Consider the following 16,625-nt stretch of genomic DNA (forward strand, 5'->3'; position numbering starts at 1 on the left):
TACAACAAAATGGCAGGAATTTTAGATTTATTAAACAGTGACTTAGGAAAAACAATAATAAGCGGTGTTTCTGGATCAACAGGAACAGATACAGGTAAAACAAGTAGCGTATTAACTATGGCTTTACCAGTACTTATGAAAGCAATGGAACGTAATGCTTCTACTCCAGAAGGTGCGGCAGGATTAATGGGTGCTTTAAGCGGAAAGCATAACGGAAGTATCTTAGATAACCTTGGTGGTTTATTTGGTGGTGGAGTTGATGAAGAAGTAACTAACGATGGTTCTAAAATTCTTAACCATGTTTTAGGAAGTAAGCAACAAGGTGTTGAGCAAGTTATTGGTCAAAAAGCTGGTTTAGATGCAGGATCAGTTGGAAATATTTTAAAAGTAGCTGCACCAATTTTAATGGGTGTTTTAGGTAAACAAGCTAGCCAAAATAATGTAACTGACCAAAATGGAATTACCGGACTTTTAGGAGGTTTACTTGGAGGTAATGAAACTGCAAATGAGCAAAGTTTCTTAGAAAAAATATTAGATTCTGATGGAGATGGTAGTGTAATTGATGATGTAGCAGGTATGGTTTTAGGCGGAAGCAAAAGCTCTGGAGGAATTGGAGGTCTTTTAGGAGGTTTATTCGGAAAATAAAAATTCTTACCGTATATAAAATTAAAGCAGCTACTAATGAGCTGCTTTTTTTGTTTCATACAAACCTAACTAATTAAAATGGTGAGTTACCCCATTGTAAAGCTGTGTTTACTTATTATAGGTTGTTATTAGTTTACATTCCTTGTTTCTTTAAAGTGTTAAATCAACTTAAAAAGCAAAACAGACTAACAATTTTTTAATACCTTTAATCTTATGAAAAAGCTTATCCCATTTTTTATTATTCTAATTTTAATAGCGAGCTGTAAATCTTACAACACAGATCCAGTTGTAGACAACTCAAATACGGATAGTTTAGTAGCTAATGATACCGTTGTAATTAATAGCGATGAAAATGATTACGAAATTATAATTATAGAACCAGGTTTTAACGCATGGTTAGTGTCTACAGCAAGACCAGAAGGTTATTATTCGCAAGATTGGCTAGAAAGTAGAAATGCAATATTGGTACAATCTTGGAATCAAAGAAATCTTCAACCTGGTCAATACGACCCAAATCTTTATGAATTACGTATAGACTACGACACAACTACAGATTATGGTTACGAGGTTAATTATAAATTATATAACTACTTTGTTTACTTTCAAATAAAACACAACCAACGATTATCTTCTTTTAGACCTCGAATTTAGAATAGAAAGACAGCTTATTTTATTAATTTTGTAGCATAACAATTATGCTATGGATAAATTTAAAAAACAATGGGAAATACAACACAATTGGCAGTTGTTATTTCCCTTTTTTGGTATATTAATATTAGGGTATTCCGGTTTTAAAATATCTAATGCTTTTTTAAAAAAATACAATTTACTACTAGTAATTTTAATTGCTATTATTATTTTTTATCTACTTTTAAAAGTAACACTTTTCATATTTAAAAAATTAGAAAAAAAGTGGATTCTAGATTACAAGTGGGAAATGATAAGGGTTTTTATGGTCTTTGCAATTACAGGATCATCTTCGTTATATGTAGGACGACCAATTATTAAATTCTTAGGAATTACTAAAGAAAACCTAAACCCTATAGTTTATTGGGTTTTATTTATTATCATTGGGCTTATTTTTTATCAAATTTTACTTGTAAGCTTTGGATGGCTTTTTGGTCAATTCAAGTTTTTTTGGGAATTTGAAAAGAAAATGCTTAGAAGATTTGGGCTTAAACGATTTGTAGATTGAATTTTAATACAGTAATATCATCAATATGTAAAGGCTTAGCAATTATGCTAATGCTTGCGGTATTATTGCCATCTGCCGTTAAATTTAACCATGTATTTAGCCATCACTCACATACGGTTTGTAACAATGACGATTCTTCTGACACCCATTTTCATGAATCTGATTTTGACTGTAATTTTTATAAATTCAAGCTTACACATAATTTATTTTTAGAAATTAGCAATTTTGAAATAACTACAAAGAAGACCGTTTCTCAACACTTGTCTTCATATTATATTTCTTCAACTAATTATCAACCACTTTCTAGATTTTTAAGAGGTCCTCCTCAAACAGTGTAACTTCAAAATAATTTACATTAATAAATAAAATCTATTTAATGAAGCAATTCATTATTGGCCTAGCTTTAGCGTTTACCTGTTTTAGCTATAGTCAAGACTGTACTTTTACTTTTTTAGGAGAGCTATCTGATTTTCATGACGGAACACTCATCTCTTCAGCTACCATATATATTAAAGAAATTGATAAATATGTTGTATCTGATTTTGATGGAAAGTTTAAGATTGAAAATCTATGCAACGGCACCATCACTTTAACAATTTCTCATGTAGGTTGTGAAACTAAAACAGTTTCATTTCTTATTGAAAATGATATGTTTAAGAAAATATACTTAGAACATCATTTAGAAGAACTCAATGAGGTTACGGTAAACTCTAACTTAAAAACCGAAAGTACAAGCGTAGAACGATCTATAAATAAATCGGTTATAGACAATTACTCAGACAAATCTTTAGGAGATGCTCTAAATACCATCAGTGGTGTTTCTTCTTTAAATACAGGAAACACAATTGTAAAGCCAATGATACATGGTTTACACAGTAGCCGTTTGTTAATTATTAACAATAATGTGAGACAGTTTGACCAAGATTGGGGAGATGAGCATGCACCAAATATTGATCTTAATTCTAGTAACAGAATTGAAGTTATAAAAGGTGCTAACACACTTAGGTATGGAAGTGATGCTATAGGAGGATTAATACTAATTAGACCTAAAAAATATATAGCAATAGATAGCTTGTTTGGTAGTTCTATTGTAGCATTAAATTCTAATGGTCGTGGTGGAATTGTTAATTCAGAATTAGTTAAAACTTATGAGTCTGGCTATTACGGAAAAATTCAGGCGAGCTATAAACAATTTGGTGATTTTAAAGCACCAGACTATTACTTAACAAATTCTGGATTAAAGAATTTAAATGGGTCTTTTAATTTTGGTTATAACAGCTTTGAAAAAGGATTTGATGCCTATTATAGCTTGGTCCATAATGAACTAGCGATTTTAAAATCTTCGCACATTGGTAATGTTAATGATTTGGTAAACGCAATAAATAGCGACGAACCTATAGTGGCAGATGATTTTTCTTATGACATTGACTATCCAAGACAAGATATACTACATCATTTAGCCAAAATAGAAGCTTATAAACGTTTTAAAGGATTAGGGAAATTAACCCTACAATATGATTTGCAAATAAATAGACGAAAAGAATTTGATTTAAGACGAGGCGATTTAGCAGATACACCTGTAATTGATTTACGCTTATTTACCAATACTTTTCAACCTAATTTAAGGATAGATTATTTTAGTAATTTAAAGATTGATACAGGTATATTGTTGCGCTTTCAACAAAACGATGCTATTTCTGGCACAGGTACTAGCGCTTTAATCCCAGATTACGAAAAATATGATGGAGGCTTATATGCTATTGGTAGTTACAATTTAAACGATACATCAGAGATTAGTGCTGGTGTTAGATATGACTACACAAATATAAATTCTGAAGGACGAAATGACGAAGCAGATTGGAAAGGCACGTTTAATAACCTATCTACCAATGTTAGTTATGTAAAGCAATTTAATAACAATTTATCATTTAACGTAAATTATGGTTTAGCTTCTCGAGTTCCTAATCCTTCGGAATTATTTAGCAACGGACTACATCATGGTGCTGCCAGATTTGAAACAGGTTCTCTAGATTTAAACAAAGAAATAGCACATAAATTTATTGCTTCATTAGAACGTAATAATGAAAATTTTGGGTTTTCAATAAGTCCATATTATAATTACATTAATGATTATATTCAACTTATTCCTACAGGTATAACAACCACAGTTCGTGGTGCTTTCCCTGTTTGGGAATATAACCAAGTCAATGCTCAAATTTTTGGTGTTGATTTAGACATCAATAAAAAAATTAGTCAAAAGATTACATACAACGGTAGTATTAGTCTTCTCCAAGGAGATAATAAAACAGACAAAATTGCCTTAATTAATATGCCTGCAACTAATTTTTACAATAGTATATCTTATAAAAATGAAGATTTAAACCAATTAACACTTAGTTTAAATCACAAAACTGTATTACAACAAAAAAGATATCCAGATTACAATTTTTACACTTACAATGCAACTTTACAAGAAGATGTGTATGTAGACATTAGTTCTACTCCATCCTCTTATTCCTTATTTAGTTTTAATAGTTCAATAGAACTTAAAGCTTTTAAAAAAGGAAATTTAAAATTAGAATTTAACGTAGAAAATATATTTAACACCTCATATAGAGACTATTTAAATAGGCTTAGATATTATGCAGATGAGTTAGGTAGAAACTTCAACTTAAAGATTAAAATTAATTATTAACACAAAAATGAAAAAAATGAAAAATTTACAATCAATTAAAACAATTAAATTATTAGCATTATTATTTATTTCTAGTTTAACAATAGTAAGTTGTTCTAGCGATGATGATGGTGATGACCACGATCACGAAGAAGAATTAATTACTACAGTTACTTATGAACTTACTAACGGTACTGACATTGTTACTTTAGAATTTCAAGATGTCGATGGCGACGGAAGTGCTTTACCAACTTACACAATTTCTGGGCCATTAATGGCAAATACAATATACACTGGTGAAATTGAATTATTAAATGAAACAGAAGATCCAGCTGAAGATATTACAGAAGAAGTTGAAGAAGAAGGTGATGAACACGAATTCTTTATTACATCATCTATCAGTGATATCGTTGTTACTAAAACAGATGTTGACGAAGATGGAAACCCAATAGGAATTACCTCTACTTTAGAAACAGGTGATGCTGCTACTGGTACATTAACAATTATCTTAAAGCACGAACCAACTAAACCAAATGATGGAACGTCAGAAGGAGCTGGTGGTAGTACTGACGTAGAAGTAACGTTTGATATCGAGGTACAATAAATATAGTTTGTAATACAGTTAAAAAAAGCACTCAGTTGAGTGCTTTTTTTATATCATAAATTTAAACATTTTCCTTTTTAAAAACATAAGTATAAAACCACATTATCGTAAATGTAGGTATAACATCTAAGCCAGGTAAACCTTCTTCAATTAAAGTAATTACACCTGCAATCTTACCAGCTTTGCCAGCATATAGTTTTGTCATTAACCATGCCGAAATAGGTGCCCAAATTATGTCAGAAAACTCACCTACTCCAGGTATTATAAAAGAGACATAGCCCAAAGCATCTAACAATAAGCCAAGTCCAAGTATTTTGTATTTATTCATATATCATATTTATTACCCATGTTAAAGCAATAAGTGTTCCAAAATATAGAAGGCATCAGTTACAACAGTTTCTAAAAACTAGGATTTAACATATAATTAAGATATAAGCCTAACATCTAAAGTTAGATTTGTCATTATATAAGTGTAACAACCGCTAAATAATTGCATCTATATAGTTATATCAATCATAAGAAATCAATCAATTATGAACTTACGTTCGCACCTTTCACTCCTACTTTACTTTATTTTAACACTTTGTATTTTCTCACAGGAAAAAAAATCGCTTCAAATGGAACGTACGCAAAACGCTCCTAAGATAGATGGTATTTTAGATGATAACGTTTGGAAAAATGCTGAAATTGCCACAAATTTCACTCAAATTAGACCCGAAATTGGCAATAAACTACCAAATGAAGAACGAACCGAAGTAAAACTTTCTTACGATGATAATGCTATTTACATTGCCGCATATCTCTATGATGACCCATCAAAAATAATGAAACAACTAACAGCTAGAGATAACTTTGGGCAAAGTGATTTTTTTTTAGTGGCTTTAAATCCTAATAACGATTCTCAAAACGATACATACTTCGTAGTTTTTAGTTCTGGCCAGCAAGCAGATGCTATTGCAAACCCAACAATTGGCGAAGATTATGGTTGGAATGCCGTTTGGGAAAGTGCGGTTAAAATTAACGATGATGGTTGGGCATTAGAAATGAAAATACCTTATAGAGCATTAAGATTTGCCGATCAAAAAGAACCTACTTGGGGCATTCAATTCCATAGACATTTTAGACGTTTGCGCTCACAATATACTTGGAATCCCTTAGATCCAACACAAGGTTATGTTGGTCTATACCATGGAGAATTAAAAGGATTAGATAATATTAAACCTCCTGTGAGATTAAATCTTTATCCATTTTCTACAGGTCTAATTAATAATTATGATGGTGATACAGATACTGATTTAACCTTTGGTATGGACGTAAAATATGGTATTACAGATAATTTCACTTTAGATGCAACATTGGTTCCAGATTTTAGTCAAGCTGGTTTTGATAATATTACCCTTAACCTAGGGCCTTTTGAACAAACCTTCTCAGAGCAACGACAATTTTTTACTGAAGGTGTGGATTTATTTTCTAAAGGTGATTTATTTTTTTCTAGACGAATTGGAAATAGTCCTAGCGGTCAACTCAATTTAGCAGATAATGAAGAAGCTAGCATTCCAAACGAGGTAAAAGTTTTAAATGCTATAAAAGTCTCCGGAAGAACAAAAGACGGACTTGGTATTGGCCTTTTTAATGCTATAACTGAAAAAACATACGCAACCATTACAAATACAGATACACAAGAATCAAGAAAAGAAGTTGTGGAGCCATTTGCCAATTATAATATCCTTGTTGTAGACAAACAATTTAACGGTAATTCTTCTATTGGTTTAATTAATACCAATGTTTTAAGAGAAGGCAATTTTAGAGATGGTAATGCCACTGCCTTAGTTGGTGATATTAAAAACAAAAGAAACACCTACAGAATTGTGCCTCAGTTAAAAATGAGCAATGTTAATTACCAAAATAGCGAACTAGAAACGGGTTACAGCACCTTCATTTATGTAGGTAAAACTCATGGTAATTTAAGATATAGTTTTGATCATAGTTTTGCAGATACCAAATATAACATCAATGACCTTGGACTAATTTACAGAAATAATTATAACAATTTTGGAGCAGATATCTCGTATCAGATTTTTGAACCCAAAGGTAATTTAAATAGCTATAGCGTTAATGCATATGTAAACTATGAAAATCTAGCAAATCCAGGAACATTTACAGGTACTAATTTTGGTGCTGAATTTAATGCACAAAATAAAGGACTAAATAACTATGGCTTTTGGGCAGATTTTGAACCAGGTAAACAATATGATTATTTTGAATCTAGGGACGGAAGAGCCTTTATATATGAAAATTTAGCTAGCGCAGGTGGTTATTATTCCTCTAATTATAATAAAAAATTTGCGTTTGATATTAACGCTAATTCTTTTAAGATATTTGAAGATGGCAGAGACTTATTTGGCTATAACTTAACATTAAGTCCAAGGTTTAGGTTTAACGATAAATTTTTACTTATTTATTCTGCAGCATTAAATGTATCTAATGGCTCTAGAGGTTATGCCACTTTTGTAGATGACCAACCTATTTTTGGAGAACGCAATAGGCATAGTTTAACCAATAGTGTTTCTGCAAATTACACCTTTAACCCTTTAAATACTTTAGCATTAACCTTTAGACATTACTGGGATACTGTAAAATATGATAATGATTTTTTTACCCTGTTAGATAATGGCTTATTAACTACAGCATCTGGTTATTCTTTTGATAATATTGGAGATAGTCCTAATATTAATTTCAGTACATGGAATATTGATTTTAGTTATTCATGGCAATTTGCTCCTGGTAGTTTTTTAACTGCTCTTTACAGAAATCAGCTTTTTAACAGAGATACCTTAGCCGAAGAGAGTTACACTGATACATTAAATAATTTATTTGACCAACCAATACAACACACGTTGTCTTTACGAGTTCAGTATTTTATAGACTTCAATGGTCTAAAATCTGTTTTTAAAAATAACAAATCCGCATCCTAAATATTGCGTGTTATTACATTAAGTATTACTTTCACAGCGTATGAGTAAAACAGTTATTTCCGCCAAACAAATAAAGAAAGCCTATAAAGAACTTCAAGTTTTAAAAGGTGTAGATTTAAACATTTTAGAAGGTGAAGTTATCTCTATTGTTGGTGCTTCTGGTGCTGGTAAAACAACATTACTTCAAATTTTAGGTACTTTAGATAAGCCAGATTATTATGCAGATACTGAACTCATTATTAATAACGAATCTATAAAAACATTAAACGACAAAGCTTTAGCTAAATTTAGAAATAAAAATATTGGCTTTATCTTTCAATTTCACCAATTACTGCCAGAATTTACTGCATTAGAGAACGTTTGTATTCCTGCTTTTATTAATAACACACCAAAAGCAGAGGCAGAAAAACGTGCTATAGAATTATTAAACTATTTAGGCTTAAAAGATAGAATTCACCATAAACCAAACAGTATGTCTGGTGGAGAACAACAGCGTGTTGCTGTAGCCAGAGCCTTAATTAATAAACCTAATATTATTTTTGCAGATGAACCATCTGGTAACTTGGATAGCGAGTCTGCTGAGCAATTACACAATTTATTTTTTAAACTGAGAGATGAGTTTAATCAAACATTTGTTATTGTTACACACAACCAAGAATTAGCTGCTATGGCAGACAGAAAACTTACTATGGTTGATGGTAAAATAATGGCTTAATAAAACTAAACTAACAGAAACATTCTCCGTTCGTCTATTCTATTTGCCCTTAAAAAGTTTAAAAACTATAACTTCTCTCAAAGGTGAGTTAATTATAAGCTTTAATTCTATCAATGAATTTTAAAATTATAAATATATTTACATACAAATAAGTAGCAGATATTAAATGCGCTTTCAAAAATTCTAAAAAGTTTTAACAGCAACCCTCCTTATTATTTTATTAAAATTGGTTCAACCTCATTAAACATGCAAAAAACCTCAGGCTTTCAATACCAATTAGCAAGTAGAAAAAGACGAATTGCAGCCTTTTTAATAGATCATTTTGTAATAACATTTTTAATCGTTTCTATTACGTTTTTAATATTAGGTCCAGATTATTTAAATAACCCTGATTTCTCTAAAATAACAGCAGTAATGTTAACAACATTATTGTTAGGTTTTACTATTTATTTCGGTAAAGATTCAATTAATGGCATCAGTATTGGCAAATGGATTTTTGGTATTATGGTTAGAGATGAAGACAATCCTGAAGTTGTACCCTCAATAGGTAAATTATTCATTAGAAATATCTTTTTAATCATTTGGCCTGTAGAATTTATTGTTCTTGCATCTAGCAATGAGAAAAAACGTTTAGGAGATAATATAGCAAAAACTCGCGTAGTTAAAAATCCTCACAAACCAAGTAAAACTCCAAGAATACTTGCTTTAATTTTAGCTGGTTTAATTTTCATTACTTTTTTGGTAATTTTTATTGGCTCTGTAATGAAAAACTCTGATGCCTACAAAGTAGCTGTAGAAAACATAGAACAGAACAAACTTATTTTAGAAGAAACAGGAGGAATAACAGGTTATGGAATTATGCCTTCTGGTAGCATAAATATAACTAATGGTTTTGGTAAAGCCCAACTATCAATTACAGTTAAAGGAATTGAAAAAGATGTAAACGTAGATGTTTACTTAACCAAACAACCAAACGAAGACTGGCAATTGATAGATATTAATAATTAAATTCGGTATTTTGTATTTTACAATCAGTAATTAAAATCCAACTAAACATCTTTAACTCGTATAATTTTGCTCTAGAATTTAGTAAAATGATTAAAAATATTTTAAAACGAATAATGATTACAACCTTAATTATAATTGGCTTATTGGTAATAACGTACTTTGCTTTTACTAACTTCTACCCTAGTTTTGGTGGCGATGTTTCTAAAAAACAAAAAGCTGTCTATGCAAAATCTGAACAATTTAGAGATGGAAAATTTAATAATACAAATCCGGTTCCTAAAGATTTAAGTTTTACCGAAACTATGAAATTGGTGTATGCTTTTTTTACTACAAAAGTGCCTAACGGAAGGCCAAAAGAAGACTTAAAAGCAGTTAAAATAGATTCTACAACTATTGCAAATTATACAGGCCAAGCTAGAATGGTTTGGTTTGGGCATTCTTCTTTTTTATTACAAATAGATGGCAAAACAATTCTACTAGACCCAATGTTTAGCAAAGTGGCAGCTCCTTTAGATATTTTAGGTGGTAATCGGTTTAATAAAGAATTTCCTTTAGAAATCGCAAAACTACCAGAAATTGATGCCGTTATTTTTTCGCACGATCATTATGATCATTTAGATTATAAATCAATTTTAAAAATTAAAGATAAAACCAAACATTTTTATGTACCATTAGGCTTAAGCACACATTTAAAAGCTTGGAATGTACCATCTCATAAAATTACAGAATTAGATTGGTGGCAAAATACAGAGTTTAAAGGTTTAAATTTAGTCTGCACTCCTGCTCAACATTTTTCTGGTCGTAAAATGAATAATGGACAAAGTACCTTATGGAGTTCTTGGGTTATTCAATCTAAAACCGAAAACATTTATTTTAGTGGAGACAGTGGTTATGCTAATCATTTTAAAGAGATAGGTGAAAAATATGGCCCTTTTGATTTAGCACTTATGGAGTGCGGTCAATACAACGAAAAATGGTCTGACATACACATGATGCCAGAAGAAACAGCACAAGCCGGAATTGATGTAAAAGCCAACAAAATAATGCCAATTCATTGGGCAGGATTCAAGTTAGCATTACATGAATGGACAGACCCAATAAAGCGTGTTACTAAGAAAGCAAAAGAATTAAATCTTGAGGTTATTACACCCAGAATTGGTGAACAAATAATGGTAAAAGATTCTACCAACACGTACACGGATTGGTGGATAGGTTTATAATCTTATCTTTATTTACATCAAAGAATTGCTCAAATAAATAGCCTCATAGAAGTACATATATATTTTAACGCGGACAAAGCTAAAAATCAGATTAATTGATAACAGCATCTTGCCAACTTTTCAACTGTAAAACTGTTAAATAAAACCACAATAATTAGCACTTAAATCTTACAAAACCCTTAAATTTGTAAGAGCTAAAAATATATTACAAATGAATTTCCGTATAGAAAAAGACACAATGGGTGAGGTAAAAGTACCTGCCGAAAAACTTTGGGGAGCGCAAACTGAACGTTCTCGTAATAATTTTAAAATAGGACCTTCTGCCTCTATGCCTTTAGAGATTGTATATGGTTTTGCATACTTAAAAAAAGCAGCTGCATTTGCTAATTGTGATTTAAATGTTTTATCTAAAGAAAAACGAGATTTAATTGCTACAGTATGTGATGAAATTTTAGAGGGCAAACACAACGATCAGTTTCCTTTAGTCATTTGGCAAACTGGTTCAGGTACTCAAAGTAACATGAATGTTAATGAAGTTGTTGCTAACCGAGCTCATCAAATTGCTGGGAAAGTAATTGGAGAAGGTGAAAAAACAATTCAACCAAACGATGATGTAAACAAGTCACAATCTTCTAATGACACATTTCCTACAGGCATGCATATTGCTGCTTATAAAAAAGTAGTAGAAACTACTATTCCAGGGATTATTCAACTTAGAAATACATTACATAAAAAATCTATAGAATTTAAATCCGTAGTAAAAATTGGTCGTACACACTTAATGGATGCTACACCTTTAACCTTAGGTCAAGAGTTTTCTGGGTATGTGTCTCAATTAGATCATGGCTTAAAAGCCTTAGAACATACTTTAGCACATTTAAGTGAATTAGCATTAGGTGGAACAGCTGTTGGTACAGGATTAAATACACCAGAAGGTTACGATGTTTTAGTAGCAAAATATATTGCAGATTTTACAGAATTACCTTTTGTAACTGCGGAAAATAAATTTGAAGCTTTAGCAGCTCATGATGCCATTGTAGAAACTCATGGCGCTTTAAAACAAATTGCAGTATCATTAAACAAAATTGCGAATGATATAAGAATGATGGCCTCAGGACCACGTTCTGGTATTGGTGAAATAATAATACCTGCAAACGAGCCTGGTAGTTCTATTATGCCAGGGAAAGTAAACCCTACACAATGTGAGGCTATGACTATGGTATGCGCTCAAGTAATAGGTAATGACGTAGCCATTTCCGTTGGTGGTACACAAGGCCATTATGAGCTAAATGTTTTTAAACCAATGATGGCAGCAAATATTTTACAATCTGCGCAATTAATTGGTGACGCTTGTGTAAGTTTTGAAGAACACTGCGCTAGCGGTATAGAACCAAATCATAAAGTTATAACAGAATTATTAAACAATTCTTTAATGCTAGTTACCGCATTAAATACTAAAATAGGATATTACAAAGCTGCAGAAATTGCAAACACAGCGCATAAAAATGGCACCACATTAAAAGAAGAAGCTGTTAATTTAGGTTACGTTTCTGCCGAAGATTATGACGAATGGGTAAAACCAGAAAACATGGTTGGAAGCTTAAAATAAATAGAATTAAAAGTGTTTCTTATTTTAGTAAAAATGGATAATTTTAAAATATTTATTTTGAAATAAATCAAGAATATAACCACAATTCATAAAAAAAACACTAATAAATTGCTATTAGTGTTTTTTTTTGTTCAAAATTTTAACAATCTTTACAAAAACACCAACCAATATGTCAACCCTCATTTTAAATATTAAACAACTTTTACAAGCACATGAGTCTAATGTCACTATCCTAAAAGGTGAAGAAATGAAAACACTCTCTATAATTGAAGACGCGTATGTATATATAGACCACGATACAATTATTGAGTTTGGTAAAATGGAAGATTATAGACCTATAGAAGCAGATATTACTATTGACGCTGCCGGAAAAATTGTGTTACCTTCTTGGTGCGACTCACATTCTCATATTGTTTATGCTGGCGATAGAACATCAGAATTTGTAGATAGAATTAATGGATTATCTTATGAGGAAATTGCAAATAAAGGTGGTGGCATTTTAAATTCCGCAAAGGTTTTACAAGACACATCAGAAGATGAGTTATTTGAGCAATCTATAAAACGATTAAATGAATTAATTGCTATGGGAACTGGAGCCGTAGAAATTAAAACCGGTTACGGACTAACTGTAGAAGCAGAATTAAAAATGCTTAGGGTTATAAAACGAATTAAGCAAGAAAGTTTGGCAGTCATTATTCCTACGTTACTTGCTGCACATGCTATTCCGGCTGAATATAAATCTAAAAAACAAGAGTATATTAAATTAATTATTGAAGAATTAATTCCGAAGGCTTCACAACTCAACATTGTTCATTATATAGATGTATTTTGTGAAAAAGGTTATTTTAATTTAAAAGAGACCGAAGCCATTTTAGCAGCTGCAAAAGCCTATAATCTTCAACCTAAAATACATGTTAATCAGTTTAATATTTTAGGAGGTATTGCACTTGGTGTTGAGTACAATGCTTTATCGGTAGACCATTTAGAAGAACTTAATGATAAGGATATTGAAGCTTTAAAAGGAAGCAACACAATACCTGTAGCTTTACCGGGTTGCTCCTACTTTTTAGGAATACCATATACAAAAGCTAGAGATATAATAGATGCTGGTTTACCGTTAGCAATAGCAACAGATTACAACCCAGGTTCTGCACCTAGCGGAAATATGAATTTTATTGTAAGTTCTGCTTGTGTAAAAATGAAAATGACACCAGAGGAAGCCATTAATGCAGCAACTATAAATGGTGCATATGCAATGGGAATTAGTAATATGTATGGAAGTATTACCAGAGGAAAAAAAGCAAATTTATTAATTACAAAGCCCATGAATCATTACAGTGAAATTCCATATGGATTTGCACATAACCCAATTGAACAGGTTATTATAAATGGTCAATTATTAAATTAATATCAATTTTTAAATATAATAAAACAAAAAAATCCAGAAGTTCACTTCTGGATTTTACCTATTAATCAATTAATTAATCCCCTTATTTCAAAGTAAACTCTGATGCAGAAATTAATGCCTTATCGTTAAAAACATTTATTTTATAACGACCTTTTTCAAATTTGGAGTCTTGAAGTTCATCTATATACTCACAAATATTTAAGTTTCTATTCTCATAATTAAACCTACTAATTAAGCTATAGTTAAGTACTTGATCGTCAAAATTAATTTGACCGTTAGCTCCAAGTACATTATTTAATGGGTCTATAACTTGTACGTAAAGTTCTTTATCACCAGCTTCTGTTAGCGTATTTTTAGCAACAGTAAAACAAACTTTAAGCTTATCACTTCTACTAGCTCTCTCTGTTGGTATTTGCTTACCACTACTTCTTTCAATAACTCCCATACCAACTAAACCAACAGTTTGTAACGCTGCTGCATCTTTAACAACAGTAGCCAATTGTGTGTTTTGCACTAATAGAGAATCTGTAAACATAGTACGCTCTGCTAATTGTACCTGAGTACTGTCTAAAGATGTTGCTAAATATTCATTCTCTACTTTTAAACGGTCGTTCTCAGCTAATAAAATTTCCATTTCTTCTTCTAACGCTTGGTACTTCTTCTTATATCTCCATAAACTGTTAACGCTACTTTGAGATATTTTTAAAGAATCCATTAAACCTTGAATACGTTCTCTAGCTGCAATTAAATCTTCATTTTTAATTTCGCTTTCTGCAATTGCTTCATCATAATCCTTAGCTAAATTATTAAGGTCATTTAAAACCTGTTGCTTTTCGCTAACTAATAGTTTTTCATTTTCTTGTTTTTCATTATACAACTTAGATGTATAAAATGCAGTGACTAAGAACAATACAGCCAATATTGCTAAGCCAACTTTTAACGCGGTATTTGATTTTTGTGTACCTTCCATAAATTATCTGATTTTAGGTATTATTAATTGTTGTTTTATAATTAATTTGAGATCAATGTAATTAAATAAAACTGTATTTTTATTCTATTATTTAATTATTCGTCCAAATGAATCATCTTATAGTATTTACAGAAAAAGAAAAACAACAGCTTTTAAATAAACGTAAAGGTGAATCAAAATTTGGAGAACATATTCAGGTATTACCTAATCTCACTAACATATACGATGATATTGTTAATTTAGACGTTGACTATGTATTATTTGGTATTGCAGAAGACGTTGGCGTATACGGAAACTTCGGACAAACAGGAACTTACAAGACTTGGGAAGCCACAATAAAAATTTTGTTAAATATACAGAATAACGATTTTACCACTCCAAAACGCATTTTAATCTTAGGGTGTTTAATGTATAATGAACAACGTGAAACTTTGTTAGCTTTAGATAGATCTAAAAAGAAAGAACTTTCAAAAATTAGAAATTTTGTTAATACCATTGATAAAGATGTTACACAAATTGTAGCCTCTATAGTAAAAGCTAAAAAAATCCCAATTGTAATTGGTGGAGGGCACAATAATGCTTATGGAAATTTAAAAGGAAGTGCTTTAGCGCTTAACAAAAGAATTAATGTGGTTAATTTTGATGCACATTCAGATTTTAGAGCAGAAGAAGGCAGACACAGTGGCAATGGTTTTAGTTATGCTTATGCTGAAGGTTTTTTAAAAAATTATTTTGTTTTTGGTCTGCATGAAAACTATACGTCTGATGCTTTACTTAAAAAGATGAAAAAAGTAAAGTCCATTAAATACAATACATATGAGTCTATTGAAGTAAGAAACGAGGTTGACTTTAAACCCGAAATGAAATCTGCATTAGACCATGTCTCAGAAAGCTATTTTGGTATTGAAATAGATTGCGATGCTATAGAAAACATACCAAGTAGTGCAAAATCACCAAGTGGATTTAGCGTTAAACAGGCTAGACAATTCGTTAATTATTTTGGAAAACATAAAAACGTAACCTACATTCACATTTGCGAAGCAGCACCAACAAAGAAAACCAATACTAAAGTTGGTAAACTAATTACGTACCTCATAACAGATTTTATTAGAGCAAATGGCAATTAAAATTATTGATTTTAAACCAGAATACACCCAAGATTTCTACAATTTAAATATTGAATGGCTCAAAGCACATTTTTACGTAGAATCTTATGATAAAGACGTATTAAGTAACCCCATCACCTATATAATTGATAAAGGCGGCTATATTTTCTTTGTATTAAAAAATGATAAAGTTGTAGGTACTGCTGCTTTAATGCCAACAACTGAAACTGGCTTTTTTGAATTAACAAAAATGGCCGTATTACCAGAAAAACGCGGACAAAAAATTGGTCAGCAATTATTGCAACACTGTATTGATTTTGGTAAAACTAAAAATTTAAAAGGCCTTCTACTCTATTCAAGTAGAAAATTAGAAAATGCAATTTATTTATATAGAAAATATGGTTTTGTGGAAATTAAGGTTGAAGAAAATTGTCCTTATGAACGCTGTGATATAAAGATGTTTATAGAATTTTAGTTTTATCATCTAAATCTGAAA

The 16,625-nt window shown here is 30.9% G+C and carries 15 protein-coding genes; 13 read left to right on the top strand and 2 right to left on the bottom strand.

Annotation, left to right across the window (positions count from 1 at the left end; translation table 11 throughout):
* Positions 1 to 9 precede the first annotated feature (9 nt).
* The 5 genes from GN138_RS02100 to GN138_RS02120 all read left to right on the top strand — a co-directional run bounded on the left by GN138_RS02100 (position 10) and on the right by GN138_RS02120 (position 5,118).
* Positions 10 to 645 carry a DUF937 domain-containing protein gene (locus GN138_RS02100; RefSeq protein WP_157361659.1) on the top strand — a complete coding sequence of 212 codons (636 nt, stop codon included), beginning with the start codon at positions 10 to 12 and terminating at the stop codon, positions 643 to 645.
* A gap of 213 nt (positions 646 to 858) precedes the next feature.
* Positions 859 to 1,296 carry a DUF6146 family protein gene (locus GN138_RS02105; protein ID WP_157361660.1) on the top strand — a complete coding sequence of 146 codons (438 nt, stop codon included), beginning with the start codon at positions 859 to 861 and terminating at the stop codon, positions 1,294 to 1,296.
* 49 nt (positions 1,297 to 1,345) lie between these two features.
* On the top strand, positions 1,346 to 1,840 hold the full coding sequence (locus GN138_RS02110; RefSeq protein ID WP_157361661.1) for a DUF6787 family protein: 495 nt from the start codon (positions 1,346 to 1,348) through the stop codon (positions 1,838 to 1,840).
* Between the two features lie 376 nt (positions 1,841 to 2,216).
* Entirely contained in the window at positions 2,217 to 4,535 is a 2,319-nt protein-coding gene (locus GN138_RS02115; RefSeq protein ID WP_157361662.1) for a TonB-dependent receptor, read from the top strand.
* A gap of 16 nt (positions 4,536 to 4,551) precedes the next feature.
* Positions 4,552 to 5,118, top strand: a complete 567-nt coding sequence (locus tag GN138_RS02120) for a type 1 periplasmic binding fold superfamily protein (RefSeq protein ID WP_157361663.1) — start codon at positions 4,552 to 4,554, stop codon at positions 5,116 to 5,118.
* A 61-nt stretch (positions 5,119 to 5,179) separates the two neighbouring features.
* Here the strand turns inward: GN138_RS02120 and GN138_RS02125 are convergent, their stop codons facing one another.
* Positions 5,180 to 5,446 (bottom strand): hypothetical protein, encoded by a 267-nt coding sequence (locus tag GN138_RS02125; protein ID WP_157361664.1) that lies wholly within the window; start codon positions 5,444 to 5,446, stop codon positions 5,180 to 5,182.
* A gap of 289 nt (positions 5,447 to 5,735) precedes the next feature.
* On the opposite strand from GN138_RS02125, the gene GN138_RS02130 reads away from it, so the two are divergent.
* The 6 genes from GN138_RS02130 (at position 5,736) to hutI (ending at position 14,053) form a co-directional block, all read left to right on the top strand.
* On the top strand, positions 5,736 to 8,093 hold the full coding sequence (locus tag GN138_RS02130) for a DUF5916 domain-containing protein (protein ID WP_231743019.1): 2,358 nt from the start codon (positions 5,736 to 5,738) through the stop codon (positions 8,091 to 8,093).
* A 40-nt stretch (positions 8,094 to 8,133) separates the two neighbouring features.
* Positions 8,134 to 8,808 (top strand): ABC transporter ATP-binding protein, encoded by a 675-nt coding sequence (locus GN138_RS02135; RefSeq protein ID WP_157361666.1) that lies wholly within the window; start codon positions 8,134 to 8,136, stop codon positions 8,806 to 8,808.
* A 246-nt stretch (positions 8,809 to 9,054) separates the two neighbouring features.
* On the top strand, positions 9,055 to 9,816 hold the full coding sequence (locus GN138_RS02140) for an RDD family protein (protein ID WP_157361667.1): 762 nt from the start codon (positions 9,055 to 9,057) through the stop codon (positions 9,814 to 9,816).
* Positions 9,817 to 9,902: 86 nt separating this feature from the next.
* On the top strand, positions 9,903 to 11,036 hold the full coding sequence (locus GN138_RS02145; RefSeq protein ID WP_231743020.1) for an MBL fold metallo-hydrolase: 1,134 nt from the start codon (positions 9,903 to 9,905) through the stop codon (positions 11,034 to 11,036).
* Positions 11,037 to 11,247: 211 nt separating this feature from the next.
* Positions 11,248 to 12,645 carry a class II fumarate hydratase gene (fumC, locus tag GN138_RS02150; RefSeq protein ID WP_157361669.1) on the top strand — a complete coding sequence of 466 codons (1,398 nt, stop codon included), beginning with the start codon at positions 11,248 to 11,250 and terminating at the stop codon, positions 12,643 to 12,645.
* A gap of 169 nt (positions 12,646 to 12,814) precedes the next feature.
* Positions 12,815 to 14,053 carry an imidazolonepropionase gene (hutI, locus tag GN138_RS02155; RefSeq protein ID WP_157361671.1) on the top strand — a complete coding sequence of 413 codons (1,239 nt, stop codon included), beginning with the start codon at positions 12,815 to 12,817 and terminating at the stop codon, positions 14,051 to 14,053.
* A gap of 82 nt (positions 14,054 to 14,135) precedes the next feature.
* On the opposite strand, the gene GN138_RS02160 is transcribed toward hutI, so the two are convergent.
* Positions 14,136 to 15,023, bottom strand: a complete 888-nt coding sequence (locus GN138_RS02160) for a chromosome partitioning protein ParA (RefSeq protein WP_157361672.1) — start codon at positions 15,021 to 15,023, stop codon at positions 14,136 to 14,138.
* Positions 15,024 to 15,130: 107 nt separating this feature from the next.
* On the opposite strand from GN138_RS02160, the gene GN138_RS02165 reads away from it, so the two are divergent.
* Positions 15,131 to 16,150 carry a formimidoylglutamase gene (locus GN138_RS02165; RefSeq protein ID WP_157361675.1) on the top strand — a complete coding sequence of 340 codons (1,020 nt, stop codon included), beginning with the start codon at positions 15,131 to 15,133 and terminating at the stop codon, positions 16,148 to 16,150.
* Positions 16,140 to 16,604: a GNAT family N-acetyltransferase gene (locus tag GN138_RS02170; RefSeq protein WP_157361676.1), complete on the top strand. Its 465-nt coding sequence runs from the start codon at positions 16,140 to 16,142 to the stop codon at positions 16,602 to 16,604. The genes GN138_RS02165 and GN138_RS02170 overlap by 11 nt, the downstream gene beginning before the upstream one ends.
* The last annotated feature ends 21 nt before the right edge of the window (positions 16,605 to 16,625 follow it).

The sequence above is a fragment of the Winogradskyella endarachnes genome, from assembly GCF_009741275.1.
Lineage (GTDB): Bacteria > Bacteroidota > Bacteroidia > Flavobacteriales > Flavobacteriaceae > Winogradskyella > Winogradskyella endarachnes.